This window comes from [Ruminococcus] lactaris ATCC 29176 (assembly GCF_025152405.1).
In the GTDB taxonomy this organism is placed as follows: Bacteria; Bacillota; Clostridia; order Lachnospirales; family Lachnospiraceae; genus Mediterraneibacter; species Mediterraneibacter lactaris.
In genome coordinates, this window is the sequence record NZ_CP102292.1 from 93,191 (window position 1) to 111,588 (window position 18,398).

Annotated in this window: 16 protein-coding genes and 3 pseudogenes; 14 read left to right on the plus strand and 5 right to left on the minus strand. The window is 42.7% G+C overall.

Going from position 1 to position 18,398, the window contains the following annotated elements; genetic code table 11:
• Window positions 1-53: 53 nt before the first annotated feature.
• Genes NQ541_RS00490 through NQ541_RS00500 form a run of 3 tightly spaced genes read right to left on the minus strand, consistent with a single transcriptional unit; the run spans window position 54 to window position 4,607 of the window.
• Window positions 54-1,466, minus strand: a complete 1,413-nt coding sequence (locus tag NQ541_RS00490) for a sensor histidine kinase (protein ID WP_005611481.1) — start codon at window positions 1,464-1,466, stop codon at window positions 54-56.
• Between the two features lie 32 nt (window positions 1,467-1,498).
• Entirely contained in the window at window positions 1,499-2,200 is a 702-nt protein-coding gene (locus tag NQ541_RS00495; protein WP_005611480.1) for a response regulator transcription factor, read from the minus strand.
• A gap of 31 nt (window positions 2,201-2,231) precedes the next feature.
• Complete coding sequence (locus NQ541_RS00500; protein WP_005611478.1) at window positions 2,232-4,607, minus strand: endonuclease MutS2; 2,376 nt, start codon at window positions 4,605-4,607, stop codon at window positions 2,232-2,234.
• A 150-nt stretch (window positions 4,608-4,757) separates the two neighbouring features.
• Here NQ541_RS00500 and NQ541_RS00505 point away from each other — a divergent pair, with 150 nt between their 5' ends.
• A complete protein-coding gene (locus NQ541_RS00505) occupies window positions 4,758-6,032 on the plus strand; it encodes a S1C family serine protease (protein WP_005611476.1) in 1,275 nt (424 codons plus the stop codon).
• A 134-nt stretch (window positions 6,033-6,166) separates the two neighbouring features.
• Entirely contained in the window at window positions 6,167-7,111 is a 945-nt protein-coding gene (locus NQ541_RS00515) for a 3'-5' exoribonuclease YhaM family protein (protein WP_005611469.1), read from the plus strand.
• A 42-nt stretch (window positions 7,112-7,153) separates the two neighbouring features.
• Here NQ541_RS00515 and NQ541_RS13050 read toward each other — a convergent pair whose 3' ends face one another.
• The gene (locus tag NQ541_RS13050) at window positions 7,154-7,336 is read right to left on the minus strand and encodes a hypothetical protein (protein WP_081442965.1); all 183 of its coding nucleotides are present in this window, start codon (window positions 7,334-7,336) and stop codon (window positions 7,154-7,156) included.
• Between the two features lie 50 nt (window positions 7,337-7,386).
• On the opposite strand from NQ541_RS13050, the gene rlmD reads away from it, so the two are divergent.
• Both rlmD and NQ541_RS00530 read left to right on the plus strand, forming a co-directional pair.
• Entirely contained in the window at window positions 7,387-9,054 is a 1,668-nt protein-coding gene (rlmD, locus tag NQ541_RS00525; protein ID WP_005611468.1) for a 23S rRNA (uracil(1939)-C(5))-methyltransferase RlmD, read from the plus strand.
• Window positions 9,055-9,085: 31 nt separating this feature from the next.
• A pseudogene (locus NQ541_RS00530) lies at window positions 9,086-9,457 on the plus strand (TnpV protein).
• A 79-nt stretch (window positions 9,458-9,536) separates the two neighbouring features.
• Here NQ541_RS00530 and NQ541_RS00535 read toward each other — a convergent pair.
• A pseudogene (locus tag NQ541_RS00535) lies at window positions 9,537-9,854 on the minus strand (MobQ family relaxase); the annotation flags it as partial.
• A 116-nt stretch (window positions 9,855-9,970) separates the two neighbouring features.
• On the opposite strand from NQ541_RS00535, the gene NQ541_RS00540 reads away from it, so the two are divergent.
• The 10 genes and pseudogenes from NQ541_RS00540 to NQ541_RS00585 all read left to right on the plus strand — a co-directional run bounded on the left by NQ541_RS00540 (window position 9,971) and on the right by NQ541_RS00585 (window position 18,260).
• Window positions 9,971-10,375, plus strand: a complete 405-nt coding sequence (locus NQ541_RS00540) for a cupin domain-containing protein (RefSeq protein ID WP_005611458.1) — start codon at window positions 9,971-9,973, stop codon at window positions 10,373-10,375.
• 11 nt (window positions 10,376-10,386) lie between these two features.
• On the plus strand, window positions 10,387-10,707 hold the full coding sequence (locus tag NQ541_RS00545; RefSeq protein WP_005611456.1) for a carboxymuconolactone decarboxylase family protein: 321 nt from the start codon (window positions 10,387-10,389) through the stop codon (window positions 10,705-10,707).
• Window positions 10,708-10,721: 14 nt separating this feature from the next.
• Window positions 10,722-11,713, plus strand: a pseudogene (locus tag NQ541_RS00550) (iron-containing alcohol dehydrogenase).
• A 364-nt stretch (window positions 11,714-12,077) separates the two neighbouring features.
• Window positions 12,078-12,629, plus strand: a complete 552-nt coding sequence (locus tag NQ541_RS00555; protein ID WP_005611448.1) for a hypothetical protein — start codon at window positions 12,078-12,080, stop codon at window positions 12,627-12,629.
• 3 nt (window positions 12,630-12,632) lie between these two features.
• A complete protein-coding gene (locus NQ541_RS00560; protein ID WP_005611446.1) occupies window positions 12,633-12,860 on the plus strand; it encodes a hypothetical protein in 228 nt (75 codons plus the stop codon).
• Between the two features lie 34 nt (window positions 12,861-12,894).
• A complete protein-coding gene (locus tag NQ541_RS00565; protein WP_005611442.1) occupies window positions 12,895-14,100 on the plus strand; it encodes an ROK family transcriptional regulator in 1,206 nt (401 codons plus the stop codon).
• Between the two features lie 400 nt (window positions 14,101-14,500).
• Window positions 14,501-15,529, plus strand: a complete 1,029-nt coding sequence (locus NQ541_RS00570) for a zinc-dependent alcohol dehydrogenase (RefSeq protein ID WP_005611439.1) — start codon at window positions 14,501-14,503, stop codon at window positions 15,527-15,529.
• A 9-nt stretch (window positions 15,530-15,538) separates the two neighbouring features.
• On the plus strand, window positions 15,539-15,931 hold the full coding sequence (locus tag NQ541_RS00575; RefSeq protein ID WP_005611436.1) for a VOC family protein: 393 nt from the start codon (window positions 15,539-15,541) through the stop codon (window positions 15,929-15,931).
• 18 nt (window positions 15,932-15,949) lie between these two features.
• A complete protein-coding gene (locus NQ541_RS00580) occupies window positions 15,950-17,314 on the plus strand; it encodes an MFS transporter (protein ID WP_005611433.1) in 1,365 nt (454 codons plus the stop codon).
• The gene (locus tag NQ541_RS00585; RefSeq protein ID WP_005611430.1) at window positions 17,298-18,260 is read left to right on the plus strand and encodes a carbohydrate kinase family protein; all 963 of its coding nucleotides are present in this window, start codon (window positions 17,298-17,300) and stop codon (window positions 18,258-18,260) included. Before NQ541_RS00580 ends, NQ541_RS00585 begins: the two co-directional genes overlap by 17 nt.
• Window positions 18,261-18,398 lie beyond the last annotated feature (138 nt).

Here is an 18,398-nt window from a genome sequence, read left to right on the forward strand (position 1 = left end):
GGATGAGAGAATCTTGAAAGATCGTCATCCCGGTTTTCTTATCAGTTTTCCTCCTAATCCTGACTGGCTTTGCTCAGAGAAAAGATAAATTCCGTACCGACTCCTTCGGTGCTGATGACATTGATATGCTCATCGTGAGCCTGGATCACTTCCTTGACAATAGCAAGCCCCAGTCCGGTTCCCTTCTTATCCTTTCCACGGGACAGATCAGATTTATAGAAACGTTCCCAGATTTTATTCAGTTCTTTTTTCGGAATACCGATTCCCTGATCTTTTACAGAGACAAAGATCTTATCATTTTTTCCTGATACTTCCACAAAAACAGAAGATTCATTTTCGCTGAATTTGATTGCGTTATCAATCAAGTTGTAAAGAACCTGCTGGATTTTCCGCTTATCTGCACAGACAAAAACCGCATCAGGAAGCAGCAGCAACTGAATGGAAATGTGCTTCGGTGTGCAGACTCCCTCGAAAGAGAGGGCTGTATTCTTGATCACTTCCTGAATATCAAAGGTGGTTTTGTCTAAAAGCAGCTTTTTGGTATCAAATTCGTTGAGAGTGAGCAGGTCGGTAGTAAGGTCGGTCAGTCGTTCCGCCTCGAACAGGATGATATTCAGGTACTTTTCATGTAATTCCGGTGGGATTGTTCCGTCGGTCATTGCCTGCACATAACCTTTGATGGAGGTCAGCGGTGAGCGGAAATCATGGGAAACATTTGCTACGATCTTTTTCTGATAATCATCCATGTCTTTTAACTGCACAGACATGAAGTTCAGGGAGGCAGAAAGATATCCCATTTCATCATGAGAATGAACCGGGATCGCATAATCCAGGTTCCCCATGGCGTACTGCTTGGCGGCCTCTGTGATCTGCCGCAGCGGGCGGTAGACAAAGAAGTGGAATCCCAGCAGGAAAATGAAAGACAGTCCGAAGATCACTGCCAGAGTAATGTAAACCGGACGCATCAGAAGCGAACACTGCTTTTGGATGTCAGAAACCGGATGATGGATCAGCAGATATCCCTTTGTTGAGAATCCTTGAGTGACCGGTGCCATGACAGTAATAAAATCCTCGTCAAAGTAATCGTGGTAAGTTCCGGTAATGTACTGGCTGTTCCCGATTTCGGCCGGATCAAAATTTTCAATCGTACGGGGGGCAGTCGTACCTCTGATATTGGAAGAGGTAATGAGACTTCCATCCGGTGCGACGAACCAAAGAGAAGAATTTAAGTACAGCCGCATGGCAATGAGCTGGGACTGGACTGCCCAGATAGAAGAGTCTTCTGAAAAATAAGAAGGCAGATAATTATTGGAGATCAGAGTTGCCTCCCTGTAAAGAGACTGGGAAATATCTTCTTCCAGTCTGTCCATGATCAGCTCATTTGTCAGTGTGGCGGTTGTAAAAACGCACAAAAAACCAAAAATAATATATAGGACGATAAATTTTAAGTGCAAAATACTTTTCATGATGTTCCCCCGGATATCATCTGTTGTAAAAATTATTTCGTTTCAAATTTGTAGCCGATTCCCCACACGGTACTCAGACTCCAGTGAGGATGATCCTTGATCTTTTCACGAAGTCTCTTGATATGAACGTCAACGGTTCTTGTATCACCGATGTACTCATATCCCCAGATGCGGTCAAGAAGCTGCTCACGGGTGAAGACCTGATTCGGTGAAGCGGCAAGGCAGTATAAAAGCTCCAGTTCTTTTGGAGGCATTTCTACATTTTTCCCGTCACAGAGAACAGAATAATTGGTCAGATTGATCGTCAGTCCTTCATATTCAACGCATTTGGTCTTTTCCCGGGCGGGTTCAGCCTGTCTGCCGACCTGATAGCGGCGGAGTACGGCACGCACACGGGCAACCATTTCTTTTGCGTCAAAAGGCTTCATAATATAATCATCCGCACCAAGCTCCAGGCCAAGTACCTTGTCAAATACCTCACTTTTGGCAGAGAGCATAATGATCGGGGTTACGGATTTGGCACGGATCTCACGACAGACCTGATATCCGTCGATGCCGGGAAGCATCAGGTCAAGCAAAATAAGATTCGGCTGGTAAGTATCAAAAGCAGCCAGTGCATCTTCGCCGTTGTAAACCATTTTTGTATCAAAGCATTCTTTTGTCAGATAGAGCGAGATCAGCTCCGCAATATTTTCATCATCATCAACGATGAGAATTTTTTGTTTCCCTATCATGAAAGATCCTCCTTTTTATTTATCAGGCTTATTATCCGAGTTCTACGATCGTAACACCTGCATCGCCCTCTCCAAATTCAGCGAGGTGATAAGATTTTACGTGCTTCTGCCGACGCAGATATTCATGGATTCCTTTACGCAATGCCCCGGTTCCTTTTCCGTGGACAACACGAACCGTGTATAAATGGGCGAGCAGTGCATCATCGAGGTATTTGTCCAGTTCTGCAACCGCTTCATCTACAGTTCGTCCAAGCAGATTGATCTCCGGGCGGACAGAGAGAGATTTTCCCATTTTGATCTTCCCTTTGGAAGTGCGGTTCATTTTCTTTGCACCATATGAAGATGGTTCTTCAATGATCTCAAGGTCTGAAATATTGACCTGGGAACGAAGGATTCCCATCTGAACTGTCAGATTTCCACGAGCATCCGGCAGAGAGCTGACAGTTCCGGTCAGGTTCATGCTCAGAACCTTGACAGATTCTCCCAGTTTAAAGTCGGAAGGCTTATGTTCTTTTTTCGGTTTTTTTGACTTCAGTGAAGAAGCAGCGGCAGTATCATTGACTTTCTTACGGATCCGTTCCCGTTCTTTTTCCATCTCTGCCGCAGAAATATTTTCCTTGCCGAATTTATGGAATTTGCGGATCGTCTCATCTGCGACTTCCTTTGCATCCCGGAGGATGGCATTTGCCTTTTCATTTGCCTCACGCAGGATCCGGTCACGCTGTTCGTCCAGCTTTTCCTGCCGCTCTTTTGCCTGCGATTTTAATTCTTCAGCCTCTTTGCGGAGAGCAGAAATCTCTTCCCGCTCCTTTTCAATCGTACGTTTACTTGTCTCCAGATCGGTGAGAAGATCCTCAAAAGAAATATCCTGTTCCGTCAGACGCTCTCTTGCGTCATCAATAATATAATCGGGGAGTCCGAGTTTCCCGGAAATAGCAAAGGCATTACTTTTGCCGGGGATACCGATCAGAAGCCGGTAAGTCGGGCGTAAACTCTGGACATCAAATTCACAGCATGCATTCTCTACTCCCGGAGTGGAAAGTGCATAGACTTTCAGCTCACTGTAATGAGTCGTCGCCATGGTGCAGATCCCCTGTGAATGGAGATGGGAAAGAATGGCGATCGCCAGTGCCGCTCCCTCTGTCGGGTCTGTTCCTGCACATAACTCATCAAATAAGACCAGAGAGTGTGAATCTACTTTCTTAAGAAACGATACAATGTTCGTCATATGGGAAGAAAAAGTACTCAGACTCTGCTCAATACTCTGTTCGTCTCCGATATCCGCATAGATCTGATGAAAAACTGCAAGCTGCGAGCGGTCACCGGCAGGGATATGCAGCCCTGCCTGCCCCATGAGACAGAAAAGTCCGACTGTCTTCAGGGAAACGGTCTTACCACCGGTATTTGGACCGGTCACGATCAGCAGATCAAACTCTTCTCCGAGAGTGACCGTAATCGGAACGACCGTCTTAGGATCCAGCAGCGGGTGACGTCCCTCACGGATATGGATTTTATTTTCTTCGTTAAAAACCGGACGGCTGGCTTTCATGGACAGAGCCAATGCACCTCTTGCAAAAATAAAGTCGAGATCGGTCAAAGCACGGTAATCCGCCCGGATTTCTTCAATATACTGGGCGGCTTCTTCACTCAGACCGGCAAGAATGATCTGGATTTCTTCCTGTTCTCTGGCATAAAGTTCCTTCAGGTCATTATTCAGTTTCACGACAGCCATAGGTTCAATAAAAAGCGTAGAACCGGTAGAAGACTGGTCATGGATCAGTCCCTGAACCTGTCCACGGTATTCAGCCTTGACCGGGATGCAGTAGCGGTTACCCCGCATGGTGATGATCGGATCCTGTAAATAAGTCCGCAGAGAACCATTTACAAGACTGGTCAGAGTTGCATGTACCCGCTCATTGATCCCATTAATACTGCGTCGGATATGCTTTAATGTGGAGCTTGCATCATCACTGACTTCATCTTCCCCGGGGATACACCGCTCAATCTCATTTGCCAGAGGGGTAAGCGGTTCAAGCTGTTCAAAAAAAGCATCCAGACAGTCGCAGGATTCTTCCTGTGTATCATGTCTGCCATAAGCCTTTACCCGGGCAGCATTTCCGAGAAGGCGGCTGATGCGGAGCAGCTCGGAAATACTTAAAGCACCACCGACTTCCAGCCGTTTCATGGACTCTTCGACCGGAGCAGCATCACCGAAAGAAATGCGTCCCTTTTGTACAATCCTGGTGAACGCTGCCGCAGTCTGTTCCTGAAATGTATTAATTTTATTGATATCTGTCATCGGCTTTAACCGGCGGCAGAGCTGCCCTCCGCGGAAAGAAGTTGCCTCCTTCTCCAACAGGGCAATGATCTTATCATATTCTAATTTAAATAAAGTCTTCTGGTTCATAATTCCACCTTGATATTTTTTAGGATTAACTCTGTCCTATTGTACCCCATTCTTTGCGTAAAGAAAAGGCTTTTATCCGATATTGAACAATGAGAATAAATCAGTTATACTAGAAAACGAAAGACTTTTTTCGTATGGGAGACAGTGCCTATGTTAGATGAAAAAGAGCAGGAGAAGCCTCAGGAAGAAGAGGAATCTTATTCATTCCTGCAGGAGACGATAAAGCCCAAAAAGATCAGCCGGAAGATGCTGATCCAGCAGTTTGTCAGGATCGCTCTGTACGGGCTGATTTTCGGAGGAGTTGCGAGCCTGGGATTTTTTGCGGTGAAGCCGGCGGCACAGAGGTGGCTGAAAGGCAAACCGGAGACAGTGACGATCCCGGAAGATGATACTCCTTCAGGGCAGGAAGATGCGGCAGCAGGAAATCAGAATGATCCGGTGGATCAGACATTGAGCAAAGAAAATTATGAAGAGATCCTTAAGAGTATGTATCAGGCTGTAAAGGAAGCAAAAAAGGGAGTTGTATCTGTCAGTGCGGCATCGGAGGAAGAAGACTGGGATGCGGAGGCAACGGGGATCACCTCGTCTGTATCAGGAGTGATCACTGCGGATAACGGACAGGAGCTTCTGATCTTTGCCAGCGAGTCAGTCTGCAAAGATGCGGAAGAATGGCAGGTGGAATTTGTAGACGGTACAAGTTATAAGGCATCGGTCAAAAGCAGAGATAAGAACAGTGGATTTGCAGTATTCAGTGTGGCAAAGAACGAGCTGTCAGATGCAACCTGGAATGCGATCCATGTCGCAGAACTTGGCAATTCCAATCTTGCAGCTCAGGGGGACGGAGTGATTGCACTTGGAAATACCTTAGGATATGAGGACGGAGTCAGTTATGGGATTATCAGTTCCACCGAATATCAGCAAAAATTCCGGGATGGCGAATGCGGAGTGATCGGAACAGATATTTCCGGTTCAGATGGTGCGACAGGAATCCTTTTCAATATGGACGGAGAAGTAATCGGAATGATTTCGGATGATATCTGGGAAGATAAGGGAGACCATACGGTGAATGCATATGCAATCTCTGATCTGAAATCCAGGATCCAGTTGATGGCGAATGGGGGAAGTGTGCCTTATATCGGAATTTACGGAACGACTGTGACGGGAGAACTTCAGCAGAATGAAGGCATGCCGTCAGGATTGTATGTCATTGAAGTAGATCCTGATTCTCCGGCAATGGCAGCAGGAATCCAGAGCGGGGATATTATCTGGCAGGTTTCCGGTGAGTCAGTTTCCAGTATGAGCAGCTATGAGAAGGCTGTGCTGGAAGAAAAGAGCGATGCAGTGATCCGGGTTAAAGGAAAAAGAAAAGGTGCTGACGGATATGTGGATCTTGATTTCACTGTGAATGTTGGCGATAAAAAATAGTGCAAGTGGGATGATAATCCCACGATATGCGAATATTGGGTAGGATTGTGGGAGTGCGTAGCACGGAGCAATCCGTAGGCATCAAAGTCGGGGGCTTTTGACCCCGACATCAAAATAATAGAAAGAGGATAGAAATGAGATATATTAGTGGATTATGTGAAGGCGAGACAATCAGGAATGTATACCTTTGTAAGGGAAAGCGTTCTGCGGAGACAAGAAATGGAAAGCCTTATGACAATCTGATCCTTCAGGATAAGACTGGAACGTTAGACGGAAAGGTATGGGATCCTAATTCACAGGGAATTGCGGATTATGATGAGAAAGATTTTATCGAAGTATTTGGAGATATCATTAATTATAACGGGAATCTTCAGATGAACATCCGTCAGATCCGGGTGGCTCAGGAAGGAGAATATAATCCGGCTGATTATATGCCGACAACAGAGAAAAGTGTGGACAGTATGTACGAGGAACTGGTGGCATATATCCGTCAGATTTCCAATCCATATCTGAGAGCGGCACTGGAATTTTACTTCGTGAAAGATGAAGCATTTATTGCAAAATTCAAAGGTCATTCTGCTGCGAAGACGGTTCATCACGGATTTGCCGGAGGTCTGCTTGAGCATACACTTGGCGTGGTTCATTTATGTGAATATTTTGCTTCAAATTACAGCATCCTGAACCGGGATCTTCTGCTGACTTCAGCAATTTTCCATGACATTGGAAAAGTAAAAGAGCTGTCTGCATTTCCGGATAATGATTATACAGATGAAGGACAGTTGATCGGTCATATTGTGATCGGTGTGGAAATGATCGATGATGCGATCCGCTCGATTCCTGATTTCCCAGAAAAGATAGGAAATGAACTGAAGCACTGTATCGTGGCACATCATGGCGAGCTGGAATATGGTTCACCAAAGAAACCGGCACTGGCAGAGGCAATGGCTCTGAACCTGGCAGACAGTGCAGATGCGAAGCTTCAGACACTGACTGAGCTTTTTAAGAATAAAAAGGGAACAGACTGGCTGGGATTCAACCGTTTATTTGAGTCAAATATAAGGAAAACCTCAGATATTTAAGATATTTGCAAAGCGTATTTTTCATAATTTAAGATGTCAGGGTCAAAAGGTCTGAAACCACGTGTGCTTGCACACTGGTGGTAGAATGACCTTGAGACCCGCCCCGATATGAGCATAAAAGTGGGGCGGAAGCACCATGATATGCGAATAGCGGGTAGGATTCTGGGAGTGCGTAGCACGAAACAATCCGTTGGCATCATTGTTGGGGGCTTTTGACCCCAACATCAATTTAAGAATCGGCTTTCAACAAGAATAGAAATAGGAACAGAAATAAAATGCTGAATAAAAATGACGTTGTAACAGTAGAAATAACGGATATTGGTGTGGGCGGTGAAGGAATCGGCCGCGTGGATGGATATACCCTGTTTATTAAAGATGCGATCATCGGGGATGTAGTAGAAGCGAAAGTGATGAAAGCAAAGAAAAATTATGGCTATGCCCGGATGATGGAGATTATCCATCCGTCGGCAGATCGTGTAGAACCGAAGTGTGCATTTGCAAGAAAGTGCGGTGGCTGTCAGATCCAGGAAATGTCTTATGAGCGTCAGCTTGCTTTCAAAGAACAGAAGATTCGTGGCAATCTGGAACGGATCGGTGGTTTTGACAGGGGAAAGATCGATGCAGTAATGGAACCGGTGGAAGGAATGGATGAACCATTCCGCTACAGAAATAAGGCACAATTCCCCTTTGGTACAGATAAAGAGGGGAATCCTGTTACTGGATTTTATGCCGGAAGAACCCATGATATCATTGCCAATACAGAATGTATCCTGGGAGTTGAGCAGAATCGGGAGATTCTCGAAATTATTTTGCAGTATATGAAAGAAAATTGTGTTGCAGCGTATGATGAAAAGTCAGGCAAAGGCCTGATCCGCCATGTACTGATCCGCTATGGATTTACAACAAAAGAGATCATGGTCTGTCTTGTGATCAACGGAACGAAATTACCGAAAGCGGACCGGCTGATTAAAAAACTGACTCAGCTTGAAGGAATGACAAGTATTACGCTCAGTCCGAATACACGCAGGGATAACGTCATCATGGGAAATTCTTATGAAGTACTGTGGGGACAGGGATTTATCACAGATTATATTGGAAATGTAAAGTATCAGATTTCTCCTTTGTCCTTTTATCAGGTGAATCCGGTGCAGACTGAAAAACTGTACGGACTTGCACTGGAATATGCAGATCTGAAAGGGACGGAAACTGTATGGGATCTGTATTGCGGTATCGGAACAATTTCTCTCTTCCTTGCACAGAAGGCAAAGCAGGTCTATGGAGTTGAGATCGTGCCGCAGGCAATCGAAGATGCAAAGAATAATGCGAAGATCAATGAGATCAATAATGCAGCGTTCTATGTTGGAAAGGCAGAAGAAGTTCTGCCGGACTATTATGAAGAATATGCTAAAACTCATGGTGGCGAGAAGGCACGTGCGGATGTGATCGTAGTAGATCCTCCGAGAAAAGGCTGTGATGAGACGCTGCTTGAGACGATCGTGAAGATGGAGCCGGAAAAAGTTGTGTATGTAAGCTGTGACTCTGCGACCCTGGCAAGGGATCTGAAGTATCTGTGTGAAAATGGGTATGAGATCAGGAAAGTGCGGGGAGTGGATCAGTTCCCGGAGACGGTGCATGTCGAGACGGTAGTTCTTTTGTCCCAACAAAAGCCAGATGACACGATAGAGATCGACTTAGACTTGGACGAGCTGGATGCTACCAGTGCCGAGTTGAAAGCAACCTATCAGAAAATCAAAGATTATGTGCTGAAAGAATTTGGCTTGAGGGTTTCAAGTTTATATATTTCTCAGGTAAAACGCAAATGTGGAATTGAAGTGGGGGAAAACTATAATCTTCCAAAATCAGAAAATGCAAGAGTTCCACAATGCCCGAAAGAGAAGGAAGAAGCTATCAAGGCTGCCCTGAAATATTTTGCGATGATTTAAGGACATCGCTGATTTCAAGGAGGAATAACACATGAAAAGCACATTTGAAAAAACGGGTGGAACCTACACACTTGGCGCAGACGGAATTTACTATCCGAATCTTGTCAGTACAGATGAAGAACCGCATTATGGGAAATATGGAATGATGCGGAAAACGTAACTGAAAGAGCATCGTCCGGCAATGTATTCACTGTATATGTTGGAAGACAGACTGGTGGAACATCTGAATTTTGTGGACGATGAAGCACAAGAGAGAATGGATATTCTGGTGTGTCAGATGATGGAGAAGCAAGGGATTACGGAGGAATTGAAAGCTCGTGACCAGATGGAATGGGTCAGAGCGGTAAATGGTATTCGTAATATGGCAGAAGAGATTGTGTTGAAAGAATTGATTTACAGGTAAACAAAGAGCTGAACAGGTAGGACGAAAAATCCTATTTGTTCAGCTCTTCGTGTTTGTACGGGTTCAAAGAAGAATCAAATTACAATTCTATATCATGTGTTTTTTTCTTAGTCCGAACAGGCTGATTTCGTCGCATCTCCTGTTTCCTCTGATATTCAAGTTCCCATGCACGATGGGAGAAAACATCAGGATCCTCCACATTGAGATAATCCACCTCATTGGTTGCAATATCACGGCGGTGATAATCATAATATTTACCGAAAGTACCTTTGAGCTGTTCGATCAGCTTATCCCGAAAATCAGGACGTATCTGGATTCTGGTATCCAACAATTCTGCGTATTGTTCCGGATCAGGATGAAATTTTTCTTCTCGGAAAGCAGCGGCGTCTTTTTTAAGGCTGATGCCTGTGTTGGGTGCGGGCATTGTAACAAACGCTGCCTGTTCCATGTGGATCAGGTTGCAAGGATGCAAGAGATTTTAGACTATTTTAATTCTTGAAGGGAGAGTAACTCATGACAGAAAAAGGATTTAAACAGATATTCCCATTGGGTGAGAAAAATGATGCGTATGCACAATATTTTGTTGGACAGAGTTACCTGTCTATGCTGACAACGGAAAGAGTTGTAATTGAAAATGTAACCTTTGAGCCAGGATGCCGGAATAACTGGCATATTCATCACAAAGGCGGACAGATTTTGCTCTGCACTGCCGGACGTGGATATTATCAGGAGTGGGGAAAAACAGCTCAGGAGATGAAACCCGGTGATGTCATCAATATTGCGCCGGAAGTGAAGCATTGGCATGGTGCTGCTCCTGATAGCTGGTTTTCTCATTTGGCGGTAGAGGTTCCGGCAGAAGGAAGTTCCAATGAATGGATGGAGCCGGTGAAGGAAGAGGAATACAGTAAGCTAAAATAAGGAGACAGATCATGAAAAAGGTAACAGCGGGCAGAGATGCCCTAGGTGATTTTGCACCAAAATTTGTGGAACTGAATGATGACGTGCTGTTTGGAGAAGTGTGGTCACGAGAAGATAAGCTGCCTGCAAGAGACAGAAGCATTGTCACAGTAACAGCACTTATGGCAAGCGGTGTTCTGGACAGTTCTCTTGCCTTTCATATAGGAGAAGCAAAAAAGAACGGTGTTACAAAAGAAGAAATGACAGAAATTTTGACACACGCCGCCTTTTATGCTGGCTGGCCGAAAGCATGGGCAGCATTTCGCATGGCGAAAGAAATCTATCAGGACTAAGGAGGAAAAACATTATGTTAGGAAATTTTTCCTATTCAAATCCGACAAAACTTTACTTTGGAGAGGATTCTCTTTGTTTTTTGAACGAGGAGCTTCCAAAATATGGAAAAACCGTTCAGTTGATTTATGGCGGCGGTTCTTGCTGCGACTATGCAAAAGCGGTTTCCGTGTCTGTTCACTGTGATGAAGATCCGTGGGAGAAATATTATATCCGCTTTGAGGAGCCGGATTGTGAGATTGTCCCTGTTGGTTGTGTATTGACTATGGTGGGAACCGGAAGCGAGATGAACGGTGGTGCAGTGATTACCAACCATGAGCAAAAGCTGAAAATCGGTCATGTATTTGGCGATCAGGTGATGCCGAAATTTGCAATCTTGAATCCGAAATTTACTTTTACTCTGCCGAAGCGGCAGATGGTGGCTGGTATCTACGATATTTTCAACCACATCTGCGGGCAGTATTTCTCCGGCGAGGATGACAATACCAGTGATTATATCAGCGAGGCGTTGATGAAATCGGTAATTCACAGTTCGAGAATTGCCATTCGGAATCCAGCGGACTATGAGGCAAGGTCGAATATCATGTGGGCTGCAACCTGGGCGCTGAATACGCTTGTCTCCAGAGGAAAAAGTACCGACTGGATGGTTCATATGCTCGGGCAGGCAGTAGGAGCATATACGGATGCAACTCACGGAATGACGCTTTCTGCGGTGTCACTTCCTTACTATCAGTATATTATGCCTTATGGTCTTAGCAGGTTTGCCGTTTTGCTGTGAATGTGTGGGAGGTCAATCCTGCTGGAAAATCTGATGAACAGATTGCCAGAGAAGGACTTTCCTGTATGGAAGGTTGGATGAAGGAACTGGGACTTGCAATGAATCTCCATGAGTTGGGCGTCACAGAAGAAATGCTGGATGGCATCACAAATGGAACCATCATCATGGAAGGTGGATATAAGGTGTTGAATCATGATGAGGTACTGAATATACTGAAAAATAGCTTATAATCATCAACGCAGAAGTGACACAGTAAGAATTACCCATGATAAACTTAAAGAATGTCTTGCGGAAATTAATGAATGGAAAACATATAGCAAAAAGATGGATTTTTGATGAGACTTGGAAAAAACAACGGCGGGCAATTTTGTCCGCCGTAAAATTATGTTTATTTTGCTAAAAAATCTGATAGTCTTTTCCCAATAGAAAATCCAACTTGTGGATATAATTCCTGATTTTCCTGATACTTTGCTTCTATCAATTTCGGTTCGTCTGATCAGATATTCTCATAAATCTTCAGGGCTTTTTGAAGTGTGTTTTCGCCTGTGAGATATTAGATGTTATCAGGCATATATTTCCTAGAGATTCCTGTACTTGGGCATAATCCAGGCAGCGGTCGGATATGAGGATGATGGAACGATCATATGTGCAAGGGAGAGGACAGAAGTGATCCAGGAAGAGATTGATCTGTGCGGATATTTTGTGATAGTAACGTCAAAACAGATGACAGCGGAAGAAGCTTTGGAACTGTATAAGAGCAGGGATGTATCAGAAAAACTGTTTAGGGGAGATAAGAGTTATCTTGGGAACAGGAGCCTGCGGGTACAGTCAGATGAGGATGCAAGTGCGAAGATCTTCGTGGAATTTGTAGTGCTGATAGTAAGGAGCAGGATGTATGTCCTGCTGAAAGATGAAGTGGAAAAGCTTGACAAAAAGCCGAATTATATGACTGCTCCGGCAGCGATCCGTGAACTGGAAAAGCTAGAGCTGGTCCGTCAGACAGATGGAAAATACTGTATGGATCATGCAGTAACAGCAACCCAGAAAATAATCTTAAAAGCATTTGATATGGATGCAGACCAGATACAGGACAAAGCTGTAGGATTGAGCAGACTGCTTGAAAAATATGCAGAAGAGGGGAAATAATATATGGCAAGATTGGGAAAAATGATATCCTTGGAAGAGCAGATAAAGAAGCAGGAAGAGACGGTATTAAAAGTAAAAGAAAAGTATGATTCCGAAATGATGAAACTGAAAGATCTTTATGCAAAAAGGAACGAAGAGAAGAAAAAAGAACTGCTCAAAGCTGTTGAAAACAGTACAAAAACATATGAAGAGATCATGGCATTTATCTGTTCTGAGGATGAAATAAATTAGATTGGACTGTTTTGATGAGAAAAGGGCAATTTGAGTGTTACTTTTTCAGGAAGTTCACGATAAAACATTACTTTACAAGAAGAATAAAAAAGTATATAATTCTTTAATAAAATATTTAATAAAAGAGGATAAAAAAACGGAAAATAAAGATAAAAGAAATATAACAAGAAAAAAAATAATTAATTATGTGCTGAACAATCATGTCACATCCAAGGCAGAAATCGCAAAAGAGTTAAACTTGAGTTTGCCGACTGTATTAGCAAATGTGAATGACTTGTTAGAAAAAATGGTGTTGGAAGAAACTGGAGAATATGCTTCGACCGGTGGACGGAAGGCAAAAAGTATAGGGATTAATAAGTCGTACTGTCATGCAATGGGAATTTTGATTACAGCGAATCATATAGAAATGGTATTAGTAAATCTTGGAGATGAGATTATAAAAAAGGATCGCATCCGTTTAAAATTTACGGCAGAATTATCCTATTGTACAGAGGTGGCGCAAAAGGTCAAAACTTTTCTTGAAGGCGAATTAGCGAAGGATACGCTACTTGGGATTGGAGTGGCGATTCCAGGAATCATTGATCAGAAAGAACAGATCGTTTTAAAATCTCATGCTTTAGGCATAGAGAATTATAGTCTGCGCTTTTTAGAGCAGGCTCTGGAAATTCCAGTATATTTTGAAAATGATGCTAATGCTGCAATGCTTGCAGAAAAAAAGCAAAAGTATCCAAATGCGATATATCTGTCTTTGAACCATACCTTAGGAGGTGCATTCTGCATAGATGGAAAGCTGTTTCGAGGACAGAATCAGAAAGCAGGGGAGTTTGGTCACATGATACTCGTTCCCGGTGGAAGAAAGTGTTATTGTGGTAAATCAGGATGTGCGGATGCATATTGTGCTGCAAGTGTACTAACACAAGGTAACAGGCAGTCACTGGATGCATTTATGGAAAAAATTGAAAGTGGTGACGAAAAAATTTTGCAGACATGGAATGAGTATCTGGATCATCTTGCTGTTTTGATATCAAATCTGCGGATGGCATATGATATGGATATCATACTAGGAGGTGATGTGGGAGGGGTATTGTCAGATTATATGATACCACTGGGAGAAAAAGTGATGGCATATAATGGCTTTGAGCATGATGTTTCATACTTGAAAAATTGTTCGTATAAGAAAGAAGCGTCGGCTGTTGGAGCTGCGAAATACTTTTTTACAAAACATATGGTAGAATTGTAAATTTTTTGAACGCAGATAAGTAGTCCACCGCATCTGGTGTGTAGGGCATTAAGCGTTGGGTAAGGGGATGTTTAGTCTGCTGGAGTTAAAAGTTCCCATTGATACGTTGCAAAGCGAATGCAGATGCCCGCTTTATATGTGTGAAAAACGAGAAGTTGTGTAAAATTAGAAAAAGATATTATAGTAAAAAACGGAAAGAAAACAGTAACTACGGTTTCCTTTCCGTTTTTGCGTGTTGATTGTGAAAAATACACAAAAAATGCATTTTGAAATTATGAAATATATAAAATTATGAAAAAACATATTGACAAATCGTGTTTACAGGGCAATAATGTAATTACTTTAATAAAACATTTTATAAAACATAAAATGAAACAATATAAAAAAGGAGGAAACAATTATGTTACAGCAGGTAATGACAAATCCAGGAGAAATTATTTTCAGAGAGGTTCCGGTTCCGGAGGTAAAGGAAAATCAGGTGTTGGTAAAGATTATGAATATTGGTGTCTGTGGGTCAGATATTCATGTTTATCATGGGAAACATCCGTTTACAAAATATCCGGTAACACAGGGACATGAGGTTTCAGGTGAGATTACAGAACTTGGAAAAAATGTCACAGAGTTTCATGTTGGACAGAAAGTGACGATAGAGCCGCAGGTATATTGTGGACATTGCTATCCATGCCGTCATGGAAAGTATAATCTCTGTGAGGAATTAAAAGTAATGGGATTTCAGACGACAGGAACAGCATCTGAGTATTTTGCAGTGGATGCATCGAAAGTAACACCTATTCCAGAAGATATGTCCTATGAAGAAGGAGCTATGATCGAACCTCTTGCTGTGGCAGTTCATGGTGTAAAACAGATTGGCGATGTGGCTGGCATGAATATTGCAGTCCTTGGTGCAGGACCGATCGGAAATCTCGTGGCACAGGCAGCAAAAGGAATGGGGGCAGCGAAAGTGATGATCACAGATATCAGTGATCTTAGACTGGCAAAGGCAAAAGAATGTGGAATTGATGCGTGTGTGAATACCCAAAATAAAGATTTCGGTGAGGCAATGATCGAAGCATTTGGACCGGATAAGGCGGATGTGATCTACGACTGTGCCGGAAACAATATCACAATGGGACAGGCAATTAAATACGCAAGAAAAGGAAGCACGATCGTACTGGTGGCTGTTTTTGCAGGAATGGCAGAAGTAGATCTTGCAGTGGCAAATGACCACGAACTTGACATTAAGAGCACGATGATGTACCGCCATGATGATTATATAGATGGAATCAGACTGGTAAATGAGGGCAAAGTTCATTTGAAACCGCTCATCTCAAAGACATTTGCTTTTAAAGATTATCTGAAGGCATACCAGTATATTGATGATAACCGTGAGACAACGATGAAAGTAATTATCAATGTCAGTGAAAAGTAAGGAGCTTATATGGAAAATAAATATGGAATTGTCGGAGTTGCCCATGTCGGGCTTCCGACAAACGATTTACAGAAAACAGTTGAGTTTTATAAGAGTCTTGGATTTAAAGAAATTATGCAGACATATAATGAAAAAGCAGGGGAAAAAGTGGCATTTTTACAGATAAAAAATTACTGTATAGAGACTTTTGAAAATAGACAGGCGGCAATGTCAGACGGTGCATACCAGCATGTTGCACTTGATGTGGAAGACATTGAAAGTATGTATCAGAAAATCTGCAATGAAAAATACACGGTTATTACAGACGGAATCGAAGAACTGCCATTTTGGGAAAATGGTGTGAGGTTTTTTATGATTAAAGGACCAAATGAGGAAAGAATAGAGTTCTGTCAGAAACTCTGATAAAAACAGGAGGGACATATGGGAAGCGAAAACATAAATGGAAAAGTACCGCTGATCAGTAAGATTGCATATGGGTTTGGTGATGTTGGATGTAATTTCAGCTGGATGTTCGTCAGTAATTTTCTGATGATATTTTATACAGACGTGTTCGGAATCAGTATGGCGGCGGTGTCAGCACTTATGCTTTTTTCAAGATTCTGGGATGCAATCAATGATCCAATCGTCGGGGGACTTACGGATAAAACAAAATCGAGATGGGGACGGTACCGTCCATGGCTGTTAGTAGCGGCACCAATTACAGCGCTTCTTCTTGTCCTGACATTCTGGGCAAGACCTGGTTGGCCGCAGAATGGAAAGATCATTTATATGGTAATTACATACTGTTTGCTGGTTTTGGGGTATACCTGTGTGAATATTCCATATGGAACCTTGTGTGGTGCTATGACACAGGATATTGATGAACGTGCAAAAATAAATACATCCCGTTCGGTTGCAGCGATGATAGCAATTGGTGTGTTAAATATTATCACAGTTCCACTGATCAGCAAATTCGGCAGTCACAGTGCAAAGACAGGATATCTGACGGTTGCGGTCATATATGGATGTATTTTTACAGCCTGTCATTTCTTCTGCTTTGCGAAGACGAAAGAGGCAGTGATCACTCCGGAAAAAGAAAAAATTTCTGTAAAGGTTCAGTTGAAAGCAGTCATGCAGAATAGACCATATCTTCTTGCATTGGCAGGACAGATATTATTTGGATTTACATTATATGGTAGAAACGCAGATATTCTGTATTATTTTACATATGTGGAAGGGAATGCCTCCTACTACACAACTTATTCGATGTGCATCATTATTCCTTCTATCATCGGGGCAGCCTGTTTTCAACCAGTATTCCGCAAGTTGAATAACAAAGGAAGAACAGCATCTCTCTTTGCTTTATTTACAGGAATTTCCATGTTGTCTATGTTTTTCTTCAATGCCAAAGAATCACCAGCTATTTTTTATGCATTATCTGGTCTCACACAGTTTTTTTTCTCTGGATTTAATACTGCAATCTATGCAATTATTCCAGACTGCGTGGAATATGGGGAATGGAAAACCGGACTTAGAAATGACGGTTTTCAGTATGCATTTATTTCGCTTGGAAATAAAATCGGAATGGCAGTTGGAACATCACTTTTAGCAGGATTACTTGGAAAATATGGTTATATTGCAAATCAGACGCAAAATACAACTGTACTTTCAATTATGAAACATGCATTTACGACGATTCCAGGTGCACTTTGGATTGTGACTGCGGTTGTATTATTTTTCTACCGGTTAAATAAAAAACGTTATAATGAGATTGTGGGGGAATTGAAAAATGGAAGAAAAAGTTGATATCGTGGCATTGGGAGAATTGCTGATTGATTTTACGGAAGCAGGACACAGTCAGGATGGGAGAAAATTGTTCGAACAGAATCCCGGCGGTGCTCCGGCAAATCTTCTAACCGTTGCAAGCCACTTTGGGTATCACACATCTTTTATTGGAAAAGTTGGAAACGATATGCATGGTAAATTTTTAAAGGAGACATTGCAAAAGGAAGGAATCAATACAGATGCTATTGTTGAAGACCCGGGTTATTTTACAACGCTGGCGTTTGTGGAAATCGGTGAAAACGGAGAACGGAATTTTTCTTTTGCAAGAAAACCGGGTGCAGATACACAGTTAAAAAAAGAAGAATTGGATCAGACATTAATTTCAGGTTGTAGAGTTTTTCATTTTGGATCATTATCGCTGACGGATGAACCGGCAGAAAGTACAACGATCGAAGCGGTAAAAATGGCAAAAGCAGCGGGTGTACTTATTTCCTATGATCCAAATTACCGCCCGTCTCTTTGGAAGAACAAAGAGTGTGCAGTGAAAAAAATGAAATCTGTCATAGAACTGGTAGATGTCATGAAGGTATCGGATGAAGAGAGTATTCTGTTGACAGAGGCCGAAAGTTATGAGCAGGCCGCAGACCAACTCCTTGCCATGGGACCAAAGCTGGTTGCCATTACATTGGGAGAACAGGGCGTTCTTATGGCAACAAAAAGCAGAAAAGAAATCATCAAAGCATTTCAGACAAATGCGGTCGACACGACTGGGGCAGGTGATTCATTCTGGGGAGGCGTATTATGCAGTATCCTTTCTATGAATAAGAATGTTGAAAAAATGGAATGGGAAGAAATCAAAAAGTGTGCTGTTTTGGGAAATGCAGTTGCTGGATTGTGTGTGCAAAAGAGAGGTGGAATCCCTGCGATTCCGACGAAAGAGGCAGTATTTGAATTTATGCAGAAATAATTATTGTTCCCATCGCATAGACGCTCCTTATCATTCAATTGACCATTAGTTAAAAAATCAGTAGCATGGAGCGTTAATGATTATTAGTGTGAAAATACTTTCTGCCAAAAGTGATAGCAAAGCAACGGCGGGCAATTT

Coding starts and splice junctions, on each gene's coding strand:
- NQ541_RS00490 (WP_005611481.1), bottom strand. CDS start 1,466: ATGAAAAGTATTTTGCACTTAAAATTTATCGTCCTATATATTATTTTT.
- NQ541_RS00495 (WP_005611480.1), bottom strand. CDS start 2,200: ATGATAGGGAAACAAAAAATTCTCATCGTTGATGATGATGAAAATATT.
- NQ541_RS00500 (WP_005611478.1), bottom strand. CDS start 4,607: ATGAACCAGAAGACTTTATTTAAATTAGAATATGATAAGATCATTGCC.
- NQ541_RS00505 (WP_005611476.1), top strand. CDS start 4,758: ATGTTAGATGAAAAAGAGCAGGAGAAGCCTCAGGAAGAAGAGGAATCT.
- NQ541_RS00515 (WP_005611469.1), top strand. CDS start 6,167: ATGAGATATATTAGTGGATTATGTGAAGGCGAGACAATCAGGAATGTA.
- NQ541_RS13050 (WP_081442965.1), bottom strand. CDS start 7,336: ATGTTGGGGTCAAAAGCCCCCAACAATGATGCCAACGGATTGTTTCGT.
- rlmD (WP_005611468.1), top strand. CDS start 7,387: ATGCTGAATAAAAATGACGTTGTAACAGTAGAAATAACGGATATTGGT.
- NQ541_RS00540 (WP_005611458.1), top strand. CDS start 9,971: ATGACAGAAAAAGGATTTAAACAGATATTCCCATTGGGTGAGAAAAAT.
- NQ541_RS00545 (WP_005611456.1), top strand. CDS start 10,387: ATGAAAAAGGTAACAGCGGGCAGAGATGCCCTAGGTGATTTTGCACCA.
- NQ541_RS00560 (WP_005611446.1), top strand. CDS start 12,633: ATGGCAAGATTGGGAAAAATGATATCCTTGGAAGAGCAGATAAAGAAG.
- NQ541_RS00570 (WP_005611439.1), top strand. CDS start 14,501: ATGTTACAGCAGGTAATGACAAATCCAGGAGAAATTATTTTCAGAGAG.
- NQ541_RS00575 (WP_005611436.1), top strand. CDS start 15,539: ATGGAAAATAAATATGGAATTGTCGGAGTTGCCCATGTCGGGCTTCCG.
- NQ541_RS00580 (WP_005611433.1), top strand. CDS start 15,950: ATGGGAAGCGAAAACATAAATGGAAAAGTACCGCTGATCAGTAAGATT.
- NQ541_RS00585 (WP_005611430.1), top strand. CDS start 17,298: ATGGAAGAAAAAGTTGATATCGTGGCATTGGGAGAATTGCTGATTGAT.